Genomic DNA, 15,637 nt, shown 5'->3' with positions numbered 1-15,637 from the left:
TGCAAGACACGAGATATGGCGCGATGATCCAGGATTTCTGGAGGAAACGCCGCAGCGATCATTTCGTTAGTGCTGCGTGCGAGCGTCAGGACTTGGAGTTCGGACCGCCCTGTGAGCCGAAACCACTGGGCCCGGCAATGTCGCGGATAGTACCGAGGCGCACGACTTCGGGGCACTGCCACCGCGCCTTGTCTGCCTTGCCTTTGTTCGTCTTGGTCATGCTGGAAAACCTTTCAATAGCGACCATACCACCGAGCTGTTGCGGGTCAAAAGGATGAATTCAAAGCTCGGTGCCGACAAGGTGAAGCTCGGAGAGGGATCTCACCAGAGAGCGAACGTCATCTTCAATCGTCTCGACAGGAGCCTCAAATGCCGAACAGAGAGCGCTCGCGATTTCATGGATATCGCGCTTGCCGTCGATCATTTCCCAAACGGCTTTCGCGGTTCCGCTCAGCGAGAAGAGCTCACCGCCTTTGAGATCGATCAGAAGGATTTCATCATCTACCTGCGTTGCCACGAAGTTTGCGTTGAGCTTGTGAATGGCTGCCATGGGTGGGGCATAATCCCGCATTCGAAGGGGTTCCACCCCCGCTGCGGTGGAAAAGCGCCACGCAGCGACTTGTGAGACGAGTGCTCGCGCGCGTAGGCGAAAGGCAGGCTCATCGCGAACCGCCGGAAAGCGCCCATGACTGCCCCGTTGATTTCCCCCTCCATCCTGTCCGCCGATTTTGCCCGGCTGGGCGAGGAAGTGCGTGCAGTCGACGAAGCCGGTGCCGACTGGATCCATATTGATGTAATGGACGGGCATTACGTCCCCAATATCACCATCGGTCCGGCCGTCGTGAAGGCGTTGCGCCCTCATTCGGACAAGCCGTTCGACGTCCATTTGATGATCGCTCCGATCGACCCGTATCTCGAGGCATTCGCGGATGCGGGCGCGGATATCATCACGGTCCATCCCGAAGCAGGCCCGCATATCCACCGTACGCTGCAAGCCATCAACGGCCTGGGCAAGAAAGCGGGCGTGGTCCTCAATCCGGGTACGAGCGTCGATGCGCTCGACTATCTGCTTGAAGACGTCGACCTGGTCCTGGTGATGAGCGTCAATCCCGGTTTCGGCGGCCAGAGTTTCATTCATTCCCAGTTGCGCAAGATCGAGGCCATCCGCAAACGGATCGACGCGCTGGGCAAGGATATCCGCCTCGAAGTCGATGGCGGTGTCGATCCCACTACTGCGCCACTCTGTGTCGATGCGGGTGCGGACGTGCTCGTGGCAGGGTCTGCTACCTTCAGGGGTGGGCCGGACAAATACGCATCCAATATCGCTGCTCTGAAGGGGCTTGGGTGATGGAAGGGCATGCCGACCTGCTGAGCGTTGCGCGCGAAGATGCGTCGGACGAAGAGCAGGTCGCACTGCCCCTCGGAGATACGCCCGAACCACTCGTCACGGCGGCGCCTGTGAATGAACCGGAAGCGGAAATCGAACCGGCACGAGCGCTCGTGCTTGCGGATTTCCAGCCGCCTCGTAGCGGGCCGCTCCACTCCGCGCTCCGACTGGCTTACAAGCTGGGGGTCCCGGGGCAGATCCTGTCCTCTCCCTTGCGCAAGCCTGCAAGGCCTCGGCTTCTGGGGACCGTCGATAGTCCGCTTGCAGGCAACCGGACTGCCGGCGTTGCCTTGCGCGCCGGACAGTTCTTCGCGGGCGGCCTCAAGCACCCGCTTGCCAAGATAGACTACCGCTCGCCGTCGAAGATGACGCCGCCGTTCGTTCGCGCAGTGCACGGTTTTACGTGGATGCGTGATCTCGCGTCGAGCGCTCCGCGGGCACAATGTGCTGGTACGGCTGGCGACATGTTCGCTGCCTGGCTCAAGGCGAACCCGCAGCCGGGGAAGGGCCCTGCCTGGACTGTCGAGCTTGCCGGTATCCGGCTGCTCAACTGGCTGGTCCATGCGCCGATCGTGCTGACCGGCGAGGGTGAGAAGCACAAACCCAGGTTCCTCGAGGCACTTGAGGCAACGGCCCGCTGGCTCGATCGCAATGTGACGCGCGAAGACGACCGCCTGGCGCAAGCGTCCGGCTGGTCTGGAATGCTCGCTGCAGGTCTGCTGCTGCCCGATGGCAAGGCACGGAAACTCTACGCGGAAGCAGGGCTACTGCGCACTCTGGGCGAGATGGTCAGCGACGACGGAGGTGTCCTGTCGCGCTGTCCTTCTGCTCAGGCCGATGCGATCGCCCTGCTTGTCGAGGTCCGTGCCTGCTACGATACCGTCGGCGAAGAAGCACCGGCAGCTCTCGACACGATGCTGGCTCTGCTTGTTCCCGCCTTGCTCGGTGTGCGCATGGGCGATCGTGGCCTTGGCAGTTGGCAGGGCGGCGCGGCTATGGGCGAGAGCGATCTCGACGCCCTTGTCGCTGCCAGCGGCGTGAGGACCCGCCCCTTGGCAGAAGCCGGCCAGTGGGGCTTCCAAAGGGTGAAGGCCAAGGAGGCGGTGCTGGTATTGGACGCTGCCCCGCCGCCAAAGCCTCGCAATGCGCGCCATGCATGTGCATCGACGCTGGCGTTCGAATTCTCGCACGGGCCGCAACGTATCATCGTCAATTGCGGCGGGGCGGCGCTGGCGGGCGCATTGGTCCCCGCGCGGATCGAACAGGGATTGCGCGGCACTTCGGCCCACTCGACCATGGTGCTGGACGATGCCAATTCCACTGCGATCCTCTTGCACGGCCAGATCGGCAAGGGCGTCGAAGAAGTCGATTTCACGCGCGAGACCCTGTCGCAGGGCAAGAAGTCGGGCACCAGACTGGAAGCCGCGCATAACGGCTATGCCGCGCGCTTCGGCCTCGTCCATCGCCGCATCCTGATCCTGTCGGACGAAGGCGAGGAACTGCGCGGTGAAGACGTGCTCGAACCATCGGGACGCAAGGGCAAGCGCGGCAAGATCGGCTATGCCATGCGCTTCCATCTCGGGCGCGGGATTGAGGCCAAGCCGACCGAAGACGGCCGCGGCGTACACTTGGTCATGCCCGATGCAAGCTACTGGCAATTCCGCCTCGGTGGCGATAGCGGCGAGGCCGGTTGCAGCGTCGAGGATTCGCTGTGGGTCGATGGCCACGGACGTCCGCATGCAACGAAGCAGATCGTAGTCGAAGGGCTGACCGCCCGCAGCGGGGGACGCTTCCCCTGGCTGCTCAAACGAATGGGGTAATTCACTTGGCTGATGTGGCAATCAAACGGGCACTGCTTTCGGTGTCCGACAAGAGCGGATTGGTGGAACTGGGCACTGCGCTGGCTGGCAAGGGCGTGGAACTGGTCTCGACCGGCGGCACGGCCAGGGCGCTGCGCGAGGCTGGCCTTGAAGTGAAGGAGGTCTCCGATCTGACCGGTTTTCCGGAAATGATGGATGGCCGGGTCAAGACGCTGCATCCCATGGTCCATGGCGGTCTGCTCGCCGTGCGGGACAATCCCGAACACGCCGCCGCCATGGAAGAGCACGCGATCGGGGCGATCGATCTCGTCGTAGTCAATCTCTATCCCTTCGAGGCGACCGTGGCCAAGGGAGCGGAGCGTGACGAGATCATCGAGAACATCGATATCGGCGGCCCGTCGATGGTGCGCAGCGCCGCCAAGAACCACCAGTATGTGACGATCGTCACCGATCCCGCCGACTACGCAACGCTGATCGGCGAGCTTGAACAAGGTGGCAGTACCTCGCTTGAATTCCGCCGGAAATGCGCCGCGAAGGCCTTTGCGGCCACGGCAGCTTACGACAGCATGATCAGCCAGTGGTTCGCCTTCGCCGACCAGGGGGAGACCTTTCCCGGCATGCTGGCCGTCAACGGCAAGGCCCCGGTCGAATTGCGATATGGCGAAAATCCGCACCAGAAGGCGGCGCTTTACACACCTGTCGGACCGCACGCCAAAGGCATCGCCCAGGCCGAGCAGCTGCAGGGCAAGGAGCTCAGCTACAACAATTACAACGACGCCGACGCCGCGCTCGAACTATGCGCGGAGTTTGCGGGCGGCGATCCGGCAGTCGTCATCGTCAAGCACGCCAACCCTTGCGGAGTGGCGCAGGCATCGACCCTGATCGAAGCGTGGAACGACGCGCTCGCGTGCGACAGCGTTTCGGCCTTCGGCGGCATTGTTGCGGTCAACACGGAACTCGATGGCCAGACTGCCGCAGCGATCTGCGAGATATTCACCGAGGTCGTCATTGCCCCTTCCGTGAGCGATGAAGCGCGTGAGGCTTTTGCGAAGAAGAAGAACCTGCGTCTGCTCGTCACGGGCGACCTGCCCGACCCGCGCCGCGGTGGCTTGATGGTCAAACCGATCACTGGCGGTCTCCTGGTCCAGACGCGCGACAACGGTGCAATCAGCGAAGCCGATCTCAAGGTCGTCACGCAGCGCCAGCCGACGGAACAGGAGCTGAAGGACTGCTTCTTCGCCTGGACCGTGGCGCGTCACGTCAAGTCCAATGCAATTGTCTATGCCAAGGATGGCGCGACTGCCGGCATCGGGGCCGGGCAGATGAACCGCCGAGATTCGTCGCGCATTGCGGCGATGAAGGCTGCCGAGGCCGCAGAGAAATACGAGTGGTCCCAGCCGCGCACGGTCGGCAGTGCAGTGGCATCGGATGCATTCTTCCCCTTCGCCGATGGCCTGCTGGCCGCGGCGGAAGCGGGCGCGACTGCGATCATCCAGCCGGGCGGATCGATCCGCGATGACGAGGTTATCGCAGCCGCCGACGAGAAGGGTCTTGCGATGGTGTTCACGGGAATGCGTCACTTCCGGCACTGACGCGCGGGCTGATCGCCTGAACGAATTACAACCATCGCATTAACTATGTTGCAATCGGTGTGCCTGTAACCAGATGGCCAGGCACACCGAAAGACATCGCATGAACCTGTTTACCCCTGACCTCTATCGCAATTTCGGCATCGGCTTCATTGCCGGTGCGCTCGTCATCGCCGCTTCGAACGGAGAGGCGCTGCTCGCAGCTATTCCGGCGCTGTTCTGATGCGCAAGTTTGGCACCCTGTTCGCCACAGCCGCCCTTTTTGGGGCGAGCGCATGCCAGCAACCCGCATTCGCCGCAGAGCGTGTTGTCGAGGCGCCCGCAGCTTCGCGTATTGCAAAAGAGGGTGCTGGCCTGAAAACCGCGATTTTTGCTGGCGGGTGCTTCTGGGGCGTGGAAGCGGTCTTCAGCCATACAAAGGGCGTAACAAGCGCCGTTTCCGGCTATCACGGCGGCACCAGGCGCCAGGCGGATTACAAGCTGGTATCTTCAGGCGTCACCGATCACGTCGAAGCGGTGAAGGTTACGTACGACCCGAGCGTTGTGCGTTACGACGAATTGCTGCGGATATTCTTCTCCGTCATCGCCGACCCGACGCTGAAGGATCGCCAAGGTCCGGATCGCGGCGCACATTACAACGCAGAGCTTATTCCGCTTTCCGCCGAACAGCGGGCTGTCGCCTCGGCCTATCTGGCCAAACTGAAGAAAAGCGGTCTCTGGTCGCGTCCGATCGTAACTTCGATAGAACCTGCGAAAACCTTCTATCCTGCTGAGACCTACCATCAGGATTTCGCAGCGAAAAACCCGCGACACCCGTATATCGTGCGCTGGGATGCGCCCAAAGTGTCCGCGCTGAAGCGGCTTTACCCCTCGCTCTACCGGGCTGAGTTCAGGCGCAACTAACTTGCACCTTGGCGGGTGGGAGCTTACCTCCCTCCCATGGCCCAGCACGCACATTCCCATAAGGAACATTCCGGCGAAGACCTGGTCGATGCCGCTCGTCACACGCTCACCGATGCGGGCGAGCAGTGGACGGGTATGCGCCAATCGGTGTTCGAAGAGCTTTCCCGCCACGAAAAACCGGCGAGCGCTTATGACATCGCCGACAACCTCTCGGCCGCGCGGGGCAAGCGGGTGGCACCGAACAGCGTCTATCGCATCCTCGACCTGTTTGTGCGCAACAATCTGGCGAACAGGATCGAAAGCGCCAACGCCTATCTCGTAAATACGCATCCGGGCTGTCGCCACGATTGCATTTTCCTGATCTGCGACGATTGCGGCAAAGCCCTGCATATCGACGACGACCGGGTGACCGGTGCGCTTCGCGAAGCAGGCAAGGACGCCGGTTTCGTCGACGTCCGCCCGGTGGTCGAATTGCGCGGCCTGTGCGACGAGTGCGGCGCCTAGAGACTGTCGACGCCAGACCGTGCATGACTTGCGACAAGCCGTTCATCGACAGTTGTGAAAACGCGGTGTAAGGCACTCGCTATGACGACGCGACCCGAAACGCCGCTGCTGGATACAGTCGATACTCCGGCTGATCTCCGCAAACTTGAAAAGTCCCAGCTCCGCCAGCTTTCCGACGAGCTACGCGCAGAGATGATCGATGCTGTAGGCACGACCGGTGGACACCTTGGCTCAGGCCTTGGCGTGGTCGAGCTTACGGCGGCCATCCATTATGTTTTCGACACGCCGACCGACAAGCTCGTCTGGGACGTCGGGCACCAGTGCTATCCGCACAAGATTCTGACCGGTCGCCGCGACCGGATCCGCACCCTGCGCCAAGGTGGCGGCCTTTCGGGCTTCACCAAGCGCGCGGAAAGCGAATACGATCCTTTCGGCGCAGCGCACTCCTCGACCTCGATCAGCGCGGCACTCGGCTTTGCCATGGCCAACAAGATGCAAGGGCGCCCCGGTCGCGGCATCGCGGTGATCGGCGATGGCGCTATGAGCGCGGGCATGGCCTACGAGGCGATGAACAATGCCGAACAGGCCGGCAATCGCCTGGTCGTGATCCTCAACGACAACGACATGTCGATCGCTCTGCCGGTCGGCGGCCTCTCTGCCTATCTCGCGCGCATGGTGTCGAGCAGCGAGTACCTCGGGCTTCGCTCGATGGCATCGAAGATCGCCCGCAAGATGGGCCGCCGCGTGTGGGGCGGGCTCGAAAAGGCGGAAGAGTATGCCCGTGGCATGGTGACCGGCGGGACGATGTTCGAAGAACTCGGCTTCTATTACGTGGGCCCCATCGACGGGCACAATCTCGACCACCTGATCCCGGTGCTGGAAAATGTGCGCGACAGCGAGCAGGGCCCTGTCCTGATCCATGTCGTGACGCAAAAGGGCAAGGGCTATGCGCCGGCCGAGAACAGCGCCGACAAGTACCACGGTGTTGCCAAGTTCGATGTCGTGACTGGCGAGCAGAAGAAATCGTCGGGCGGTCCGCCTGCCTACCAGAATGTCTTTGGTGAAACTCTGGCGAAGCTCGCTAATGACGACCCGCGCATCTGCGCGATTACCGCCGCCATGCCGAGCGGCACGGGCGTCGACAAATTCGCCAAGGCGCATCCCGACAAGGCATTCGATGTCGGCATTGCCGAACAGCACGGCGTAACTTTTGCAGCGGGTCTTGCGGCAGAAGGCATGCGTCCCTTCGCGGCAATCTATTCGACCTTCCTCCAGCGCGCCTACGACCAGGTCGTGCATGATGTGGCGATCCAGAACCTGCCCGTGCGTTTCGCCATCGACCGCGCCGGCCTCGTTGGCGCCGATGGCTGCACGCATGCCGGCAGCTTCGACATCACCTATCTCGCCACGCTTCCCAACATGGTCGTGATGGCCGCCGCTGATGAAGCGGAACTGGCGCACATGACCTATACGGCGGCCGAGTATGACGACGGTCCCATCGCCTTCCGCTATCCGCGCGGCGCGGGTGTGGGCGTGGAAATCCCGGAGAAGCTCGAAAAGCTGGAGATCGGCAAGGGCCGCATCGTGCGTGAAGGCACGAAGGTCGCCATCCTCTCGCTCGGCGCGCGTCTCGAAGAGGCGAAGAAGGCTGCCGACCAGCTGGAGGCAAAGGGTCTTTCGACCACGGTGGCCGATATGCGTTTTGCCAAGCCGCTCGACACTGCGCTGATCGAGAAACTGATGCGCAGTCACGAAGTGGTTGTCACCGTCGAAGAGGGCGCGATCGGCGGCCTGGGCGCACATGTGCTGACCTTCGCCTCGGACGAAGGCCTGACGGACGCTGATGGTTCTGCGGGGGGCCTCAAGGTCCGCACCATGCGCCTGCCCGATATCTTCCAGGACCAGGACGATCCGGCCAAGCAATATGACGAGGCCGGTCTCAATGCGCCGCAAATTGTCGACACCGTGCTCGGCGCGCTTCGGCACAATTCCGCAGGTGTCGAAGAGGCGCGAGCTTGAGGCGACCGGTCCGCGTCCTTTTGTGGATCGTCGGCCTCGCAATCACAGCCTACCTGATGGTGCTGACGCTCCTTTGGAGCCAGCAGCAAAGCCTGATTTATCCCGCGCCGACAAAGCTGAACCCGCTGACGGGCGGGTTCGAGCATGTCACCTATCGCACCAGTGACGGGCTCGACCTTGCCGCAGGATACCGCGCGGGCGAGCGCGGTAAACCCACCATCATCTACTTCCACGGCAATGGCGCAGATTGGGTGTCGAGCGTTAATGCGACCGACCGGCTCGTACCGATGGGCTATGGCGTTCTGGCAGCTGAATACCGCGGCTATCGTGGCAATCCCGGAACGCCACATGAGGACGGCCTCTACCGCGACGGACGCGCGGCTCTCGCCTTCCTGGCGACCCGCGGCATAGCCGCAGGGGATGTAGTCATCATCGGCAATTCGATCGGCTCCGGCGTCGCGGTCCAGATGGCCAGCGAGCAGGCGCCACAGGCGCTCGTGCTAATCTCGCCCTTCGCTAGCCTGCGTCAGCTCGTCGGCGAGAAAATGCGCTGGGCACCGACCGGCCTGTTGCTTCGCGACCGCTACGAGAATGCCGAGAAGATCGTGAGTATCGACGCGCCGCTATTGCTGTTGCATGGCAATGCCGACACGCTGATCCCCGATACGCATTCGCGGCAGCTTGAAAGGTTGCGCGATGATGCGACGCTGGTCATTTTCGAAGGCAAGGGACACGACCTTGCGTGGCACGACGAAGCCGAAGAGGCCGTGCTGTCCTTTCTCCAAACTCTCGATAAGCGAGGAAACGCGCAATGAGCCTGCTCCAAATCGTCAAGGCGGACCATATTGCCACTCTGACTTTGAACCGACCGGACAGCATGAATCCGCTTGGCGCTGCGGGCGATGGTGACGCCTTCGCCGCAGCCTGCGATGCCATCAATGCCGACATGGACGTGCGCTGCGTCATCCTGACCGGCGCGGGGCGCGCCTTCTCTGCGGGTGGCGATATCAAGGCGATGAAGGAGAAGACCGGCAATTTCGGCGGGACCGCACCCGAAATTGCCGATGGCTATCGCAACAACATCCACAAGATCCTTCGTGCGCTCTATTCGCTGCGTGTGCCGCTGATTGCCGCCGTCAATGGCCCGGCCATCGGATTGGGCTGCGATCTTGCCTGCCTCGCCGATATGCGGATTGCGAGCGAGAAGGCGAAGTTCGGTGTGACGTTCCTGAAGCTCGGCATCATTCCGGGCGATGGCGGCACCTGGATCCTGCCCCGGATCATTGGCGAAGCGCGCGCGGCGGAACTGTTTTACACCGGCGACGTGATCGATGCCGGGACGGCTCTCGACTGGGGCCTCATCAGCCGAGTGGTCGATCATGACGCGTTGCTCGATGAGGCCAGGGCGCTTGCCGCCAAGGTCGCCGCAATGCCCCCACATGCTCTACGCCAGGCTAAGAACCTCATGCGACAAGGGCGGTCGACGACTTACGACGCGGCCCTCGAGATGGCGGCCAATGCGCAGGCGCTGATGCATTCGACGCGCGATCACATGGAAGGGGTCGACGCTCTGATGGAAAAGCGCCCGCCGAAGTTCACCGGAGACTAGGTCAGCCGATCCAGCGCCATATCCCTGCGGGTATCCCGCCCGCGTGGATGTGGCTCCAGCTGATCAGAAGCCAGACTGCGATACCTGCTAGCCAGAGCCCGACGCCCGCCTTCGGCAGATTGCTCCAACGCGGCCAGTAGCTCGTGCGGGCCTCCCAGTGTTGCCAGGCTTCGCCCATCAGGACTTCCTTCTTGCGATCCTGCATCCGCGCGCCGACGAGGGCCAGGACGAGGATGGAAAGGGCGACTATATTCGTGCGCCAACTCCACCACAGGACAATATGGCTCACCGCCCAGAGGGCGAAGCCCCACATCATCGGATGACGGGTTACGAGGTAGACGCCGCCGGGGTCCCTCTCTGCAAACTTCTCGGCACCGGGAGCCGGGGAGGCAGGATTGCCCCTCAGCGAGCCGAGGAACAACACCAGTGCGGGCAGCGTCAGTGCCGTCGAGATGATCCAGCCGATTTCGCCGCTACCGCCGAGGCCACCAGCGGTGACACTTGTGAAAGCGAAGTACATCCAGACCATGCACGCCGCTGCGACAACGCTGTAGAGCGCAAGGAAGCCCCCCGAGCCAAGCACGCGCATGAGCGTGCTGCGCAGCGGGTGTGACAAGGCGAAATGTGTGCCGACGAAAGCAGTCGATGCGGCGATCAGCGAAACGAGAGCGGTATCCATGGCTATCTCCCCAGCCGGAGCCAGTTAGGTAGCAAATAAAAACCTATCTGGCAATTACTGGCTTTCGATGCCCAGCAATTCCACCTTGAAGACGAGTGTCGCGCCTCCGGGGATCGGGCCCTTTCCCTTTGCTCCGTAGGCCAGGTCGGCGGGGGCCGCGATCTCGATCGCATCGCCGACGCGCATCTCGGGAATGGCCATTTGCCATGCCTTGATGAGGCGTCCCAAGGGGAAGGTTACGGGTTCTCCCCGGTCATAGCTGGAATCGAAGGTTTCCCCGTCGATGAACATGCCCGCATAATGGACAGTGACCCGGTCGGCGACAGTCGGCTTGGCGCCGCTGCCCGCATATTCGAGATAGCGCCAGTAGAGACCACCATCCATGTAGCGCCAGCCATCTTCCGGCGCGAGCTTGGCAAGATAGGCCTGCTGCGCGTTCATCCAGGCGATATCCTGCGAACGGTCGGGCGGGCTACCCTGCGCAACCGCCGTGTATGTTCCGACTGCGGCGAAGGCTGCCGCCACGGCAAAGACCATGCCGCGCATTTCTTTGGGTATGCTCACCAGTCGTAGGCCTCCGGCAGGGTGCTTTCATCGAGCTCGCGGTACCGATCGCGCAGGCGGCTCTGATGGTTCTCGAGCGGCTGCTCGATCCCGTCGATATAGACCCGCACCACCGATGACCCAACTTCGAGCGGATCGCCGTCCCAGATCACCAGGTCGCCATTGGCGCCAGGCGCAAGGACGCCGGCCTTGCCGCCCATTCCGCTGATTTCGGCGGGGACCGAGGTGATCGCGGCGAATGCCTGACCCCAGCTAAGCCCATCGGCACCCGGCATGCGTGTCAGCGCGACGAGATTGCCCGCATACTGGTTGAGATTGCGCGGGTTCTCCATGGCTGAGGCGTTGATCGCGACTTTCACGCCCGCCTTCACCATACGCCCGATATTCGATTGGGTGCTCGCCAGCTGGTCGAAGCCCTGCGGCAAATCGTCGAGGCCGTCGGCAATGACCGGAACCCCCGAGGCGGCGATCTCGCTGGCCACCAGCCAGCCTTCGCTTGCCCCGACCAGGACCATGTCGAGGCGCGGGAATTCCTTCTTCAGGGCAAGCGCGCTGCGGATATCGGCGGCCCGCTCCACCATGACGTAGAGCGGTTGCTCGCCGCGCGCGACGGGCACCAGTGCGGCCGCGTCGAACCGCGTGAGGAGGACGTCCGAAGCGCGATCGCGCGACGTGCGTGCCATGCGGCTGTCGATGCCGATATCGTCGCCCTGGCGCGAAGTGCCTCCGCCTCCGGTACTACGGATCGTGCCGCCGCGTTCGAACTCGCCCGCTTCGAGGAGGGCATTGCGGAAGAGGGCTTGCGCCGAGGTCCTGCTACCGCCCGAGAGGCGTGCACCACCCTCTCCCAGCTCGACGACCTGGAAGGCGCGTGGCTGCGTAACGGCATCGGCGTCCGAACCCAGGTCGATGATCGCGCCTTGGCCTGCGAAGATCGACCCGCTGGCCGAGCCGACCACTGCGGCGCGGGTAATGCCCGCCGCACGATGGATGAGGATGTGCTGCGAGGCAGGATTGATCACCGGTGCCACGTCGAGCGCAGCGCTGAAGGGCGAGCCGCCAGCGCGAATATCGTTGGATTCGCTTACCGCCCCGACGTCCCACAATCCGAGGTTGGTGACCGTCGCGAAAAGTCCCGGCGTAACCCAGCGACCTTCCCCGTCGATAATTACGGACTGCGGGGCGGTAGGCATATTCGCAGCGCTTCCTGCGTAGACGACCTTTCCGCCTTGCAGGACCACCGCACCGTTTTCGACCGGTTCGGTGCCGTCACCGGTCGCAACGGTCACGCCGGTGATGGTTACGTCCTGTGCTGCCAAGGGAAGAGCGGAAGCGAGCGCTGCGAGGCTCGCTGCGAATGTCAGCGCGCGCTTCATTTCACGTCTCCTTCACCCGGCTGGCCGAGCTCGAAATCGCTCACCGGCCGTCGTTTGCGGTCCATGGCATCGAAAAGCAATGCGCCGTCCACCCAGACCTTTTCCGGCCGCGAATAGACGCTGAGGGGGTCGCCGTTCCACAGGACCACATCGGCCATCTTGCCCGGCTCGAGGCTGCCGGTCATCGCGTCGATGCCCATTGCCTTGGCGGGGTTGAGAGTGATCCAGCGGATGACCTGCGCGTCGGAGATATCGATGCCCACCCGTGCGCCTGCCGCCTGGGCTTTCGCCGCTTCCTGGTTCAATCGCTGGATGCCGTTCGCATCGTCGGAGTGGATCACAACGCAGGCATCTTCGCGCTGGAGGTAGGCCGCGTTTTCGAGAATGCCATCATAGGCTTCCATCTTGAAGCCGTACCAATCGGCCCAGATCGCGCTGCACACGTCGTTTTCGCGCAGGAGATCGCCGATCTTGTAGGCTTCGACAGCGTGGTGAAACGCGCTCACCTTGTATCCCATCTCCTTGGCCATATCCATGACCAGCGCCATCTCGTCCGCGCGGTAGCAGTGGTTGTGGACGAGGATTTCGCCGTCGAGAACGCCCTTCAATGTTTCCTTAGCGAGATCGCGCTTCTTGCCGTCATAGGCCTTCGCATCGAGCCAGGTCTGCCGGTTCACCGCGAAATTGCCCATGCGGGTCGATGGCATCCGGCCGCGGTTTCCGTAGACGCGTTTCGGGTTCTCGCCGCAGGCCATCTTGAAGCCATAGGGCGCGCCGGGGAATTTCATGCCTTGCACAGTGCGCGACGGTACGTTCTTGAGCGTCGCACTGCGTCCGCCCATGAGATTGGCCGAGCCGGGCAGGACCTGCAGGCTGGTCACGCCGCCGTTCGCCAAAGCGCGAGCAAAGCCGGGGTCCTGCGGCCAGACGGAATGTTCCGCCCAGACTTCCGGGGTGGTTGGGCTGGTGGCCTCGTTACCGTCGGAATGCGCATCGACGCTGGGCGTCGGATAGTCGCCGAGGTGGGAATGGATGTCGATAATACCCGGCGTCACGAACTTGCCCGTTCCGTCGAACACCGCGATGTCGGCCGGGACCGGTGTGTCGGGGCCGCCGATCGAGACGATCTTTCCGCCGCTGAAGAAGACCGTACCGTTGTCGATCCGGCCGCCCTTGCCGTCGTAGATCGTCGCGCCGACCAGTGCCGTGGGCGCACCCGGATAGGGCTCATACGTCGACGGGAACGGCGTGTCGGTGGTCGCCTGCGACGCACTGGCGCTCTCGGCTTCTGCGGTCCCGGTGGTGGAACAGGCGGCGAGCGCGATGGCAAGCGTACCTGCGGCGATGGTCTTGAGCTTTGTTTTCATGGCTACCTTCATGCCGTGAGACTTCGGATTTGCAAATATGGCGCGCAAAGAAAAAGGGCGCGGATTTCGCCGCGCCCTTTTCTTGAGTGTTGCAAGCGAACCATCAAGCGTCGTTGCGGGTCGCCGGGTGGATGCCTGCGGCCTGCGGCTCGGCCGGGAATTCCGACTGGCCTTCCAGATCGTCGTCGATCGAATCGTCCTTGATCGTATCGAGATGCATCAGCTTCTTGATCAGCGGGCTGAGGACCATCACCGCAACGCCGATACCGACCGCATACCAGCCAACGGTCGAGTAGACGTCTAGGACGACCTGCTTGCCAGCCTCTTCGCCCACACCCTCGCCGCCGGTTGCAGCGGCGATCAGGCCGGCGGCAAAGTTACCGGTGGCCGAAGCGAAGAACCAGGTGCCCATGATGAGCGAAGCCATATGGGCCGGGCTCAGGCGGTTCATTGCCGAAAGGCCGACCGGTGAAAGGCAAAGCTCGCCAGTGGTGTGCAGCAGGTAGATGAGGAAGATGAAGATCACCGGCGTCGGTACATTGATGCCAGCGCTCTCGGCGCCCCAGACGAGGACCAGGAAGCCGAGGCCGACCTGGATCACCGCAAGGCCGAACTTCATCGGCGTGCTTGGTTCCGCGCCCTTGCGAGCGAGGCCCTGCCACAGCATCGCGAAGAACGGTGCGAGAAGCACGATGTAGATCGCGTTGATCGACTGGAACATCGATGCGTTGACGCCCTGGGTATCGACATGGCGATCGGTAAAGACGTTGAGCGAGGACCCTGCCTGCTCGAACAGCGCCCAGAAGACGATCGAGGTCAGAATGAGGAACATCGCCGCGAAGATCCGATCACGCTCTTCGGGTGCGAGCTTGGTCACTGCGGTAAACAGGACGTAAGCCACAAGGCCGCCGCCGAACACGCCGAGCACGGTGCCGACGAGTTCCTGATACTGGATGGCAGCCCAGCAAAGCGCGACCATTGCAAGGCCTGCTCCGTAGATGGCGAATTCCTTGCCGCCCTTGATCTTGGCCGGATCCTTCGGTTCGCCCTGCCCAAGCAACAGCGGCTTGCCGAGCACGAAGAAGATGAGGCCGATGAGCATCCCGATACCGGCGAGACCGAAGCCGTATTCCCAGCCATAGGTCTGGCCGAGATAGCCGCAGATGATCGATGCGGTCGCCGCACCGACGTTAATGCCCATGTAGAAAATGGTGTAGGCCGGATCGCGGCGCACGTCAGTACGCGGGTAAAGCTGACCGACGATCACCGAGATGTTCGCTTTGAGAAAGCCCGAACCCACGATGATGAGGGCAAGCGCCAGCCAAAAGACGTTGATCATCGGGTCAGCCTGTCCCCCCGAACCTTCGAAGGCCATAAAGAAGTGGCCGAAGGTGAGGAGGACTGCGCCGAACAGGACCGCCTTGCGCTGACCGATATATTGGTCGGCCAGATAGCCGCCGACCACGGGGGCAATATAGACCAGCGCTGTGTAGGCGCCGTAGATGACGTAAGCCTTGTCTTCCGCGAACATCCAGTGCTGGATGAGGTAGAAGATGAGCAGGGCGCGCATGCCGTAGTAGGAGAAGCGCTCCCACATTTCGGCCATGAACAGCAAGAACAGACCCTTGGGGTGTCCCAGTACCTCTGCCTGAGGACGCGTAACCAGCACGCTGCCCCCGATTAGGAACGCCGCCAAGGCAATGACGGCGATCCAGAAAGCCCACATTTCGAACATGGAGTCGAAAGTGAAGAAGAGACCTTCGATCATTGGTGTGAAATCCTTATTGTCCCTGGGGGACGCGCCGTTGCGCAGACCCCTC

15 protein-coding genes are annotated in these 15,637 nt (G+C 62.5%); 8 read left to right on the top strand and 7 right to left on the bottom strand.

The features are described 5' to 3' along the window. Positions 1–85: 85 nt before the first annotated feature. Positions 86–220: a hypothetical protein gene (locus GRI34_RS13380; RefSeq protein ID WP_267903953.1), complete on the bottom strand. Its 135-nt coding sequence runs from the start codon at positions 218–220 to the stop codon at positions 86–88. A gap of 60 nt (positions 221–280) precedes the next feature. Next, the gene (locus GRI34_RS10430) at positions 281–550 is read right to left on the bottom strand and encodes a PqqD family protein (RefSeq protein ID WP_160595871.1); all 270 of its coding nucleotides are present in this window, start codon (positions 548–550) and stop codon (positions 281–283) included. A gap of 135 nt (positions 551–685) precedes the next feature. Here GRI34_RS10430 and rpe point away from each other — a divergent pair, with 135 nt between their 5' ends. The 8 genes from rpe (at position 686) to GRI34_RS10390 (ending at position 9,831) form a co-directional block, all read left to right on the top strand. Then, positions 686–1,348 carry a ribulose-phosphate 3-epimerase gene (rpe, locus tag GRI34_RS10425; RefSeq protein WP_160595870.1) on the top strand — a complete coding sequence of 221 codons (663 nt, stop codon included), beginning with the start codon at positions 686–688 and terminating at the stop codon, positions 1,346–1,348. After that, positions 1,348–3,207 (top strand): heparinase II/III family protein, encoded by a 1,860-nt coding sequence (locus GRI34_RS10420; protein ID WP_199800148.1) that lies wholly within the window; start codon positions 1,348–1,350, stop codon positions 3,205–3,207. The genes rpe and GRI34_RS10420 overlap by 1 nt, the downstream gene beginning before the upstream one ends. A gap of 5 nt (positions 3,208–3,212) precedes the next feature. Continuing rightward, positions 3,213–4,799: a bifunctional phosphoribosylaminoimidazolecarboxamide formyltransferase/IMP cyclohydrolase gene (gene purH / locus GRI34_RS10415; RefSeq protein ID WP_160595868.1), complete on the top strand. Its 1,587-nt coding sequence runs from the start codon at positions 3,213–3,215 to the stop codon at positions 4,797–4,799. Between the two features lie 219 nt (positions 4,800–5,018). After that, positions 5,019–5,699 (top strand): peptide-methionine (S)-S-oxide reductase MsrA, encoded by a 681-nt coding sequence (msrA, locus tag GRI34_RS10410; protein ID WP_160595867.1) that lies wholly within the window; start codon positions 5,019–5,021, stop codon positions 5,697–5,699. Positions 5,700–5,735: 36 nt separating this feature from the next. Continuing rightward, the gene (locus tag GRI34_RS10405; RefSeq protein ID WP_090476914.1) at positions 5,736–6,203 is read left to right on the top strand and encodes a Fur family transcriptional regulator; all 468 of its coding nucleotides are present in this window, start codon (positions 5,736–5,738) and stop codon (positions 6,201–6,203) included. Between the two features lie 81 nt (positions 6,204–6,284). Continuing rightward, positions 6,285–8,222 carry a 1-deoxy-D-xylulose-5-phosphate synthase gene (gene dxs / locus GRI34_RS10400; RefSeq protein WP_160595866.1) on the top strand — a complete coding sequence of 646 codons (1,938 nt, stop codon included), beginning with the start codon at positions 6,285–6,287 and terminating at the stop codon, positions 8,220–8,222. Further along, positions 8,219–9,037 (top strand): alpha/beta hydrolase, encoded by an 819-nt coding sequence (locus GRI34_RS10395; RefSeq protein WP_160595865.1) that lies wholly within the window; start codon positions 8,219–8,221, stop codon positions 9,035–9,037. Before dxs ends, GRI34_RS10395 begins: the two co-directional genes overlap by 4 nt. Next, positions 9,034–9,831 (top strand): crotonase/enoyl-CoA hydratase family protein, encoded by a 798-nt coding sequence (locus tag GRI34_RS10390; protein ID WP_160595864.1) that lies wholly within the window; start codon positions 9,034–9,036, stop codon positions 9,829–9,831. The genes GRI34_RS10395 and GRI34_RS10390 overlap by 4 nt, the downstream gene beginning before the upstream one ends. 1 nt (position 9,832) lies before the next feature. Here GRI34_RS10390 and GRI34_RS10385 read toward each other — a convergent pair whose 3' ends face one another. The 5 genes from GRI34_RS10385 to GRI34_RS10365 form a co-directional block, all read right to left on the bottom strand. Then, a complete protein-coding gene (locus GRI34_RS10385; RefSeq protein WP_160595863.1) occupies positions 9,833–10,510 on the bottom strand; it encodes an NnrU family protein in 678 nt (225 codons plus the stop codon). A 54-nt stretch (positions 10,511–10,564) separates the two neighbouring features. Beyond that, positions 10,565–11,074: an FKBP-type peptidyl-prolyl cis-trans isomerase gene (locus GRI34_RS10380; protein WP_325065212.1), complete on the bottom strand. Its 510-nt coding sequence runs from the start codon at positions 11,072–11,074 to the stop codon at positions 10,565–10,567. Continuing rightward, positions 11,071–12,450, bottom strand: a complete 1,380-nt coding sequence (locus tag GRI34_RS10375) for an amidohydrolase family protein (RefSeq protein ID WP_160595862.1) — start codon at positions 12,448–12,450, stop codon at positions 11,071–11,073. Before GRI34_RS10375 ends, GRI34_RS10380 begins: the two co-directional genes overlap by 4 nt. Next, complete coding sequence (locus tag GRI34_RS10370; protein ID WP_160595861.1) at positions 12,447–13,817, bottom strand: amidohydrolase; 1,371 nt, start codon at positions 13,815–13,817, stop codon at positions 12,447–12,449. The genes GRI34_RS10375 and GRI34_RS10370 overlap by 4 nt, the downstream gene beginning before the upstream one ends. 103 nt (positions 13,818–13,920) lie before the next feature. Continuing rightward, the gene (locus tag GRI34_RS10365; RefSeq protein ID WP_160595860.1) at positions 13,921–15,585 is read right to left on the bottom strand and encodes a peptide MFS transporter; all 1,665 of its coding nucleotides are present in this window, start codon (positions 15,583–15,585) and stop codon (positions 13,921–13,923) included. Between the last annotated feature and the right edge of the window lie 52 nt (positions 15,586–15,637).

This window comes from Qipengyuania aquimaris (assembly GCF_009827445.1).
In the GTDB taxonomy this organism is placed as follows: Bacteria; Pseudomonadota; Alphaproteobacteria; order Sphingomonadales; family Sphingomonadaceae; genus Qipengyuania; species Qipengyuania aquimaris.
The sequence above is the reverse complement of the archived record's forward strand: the minus strand, read 5'-3'. Positions and strand labels throughout refer to the sequence as shown.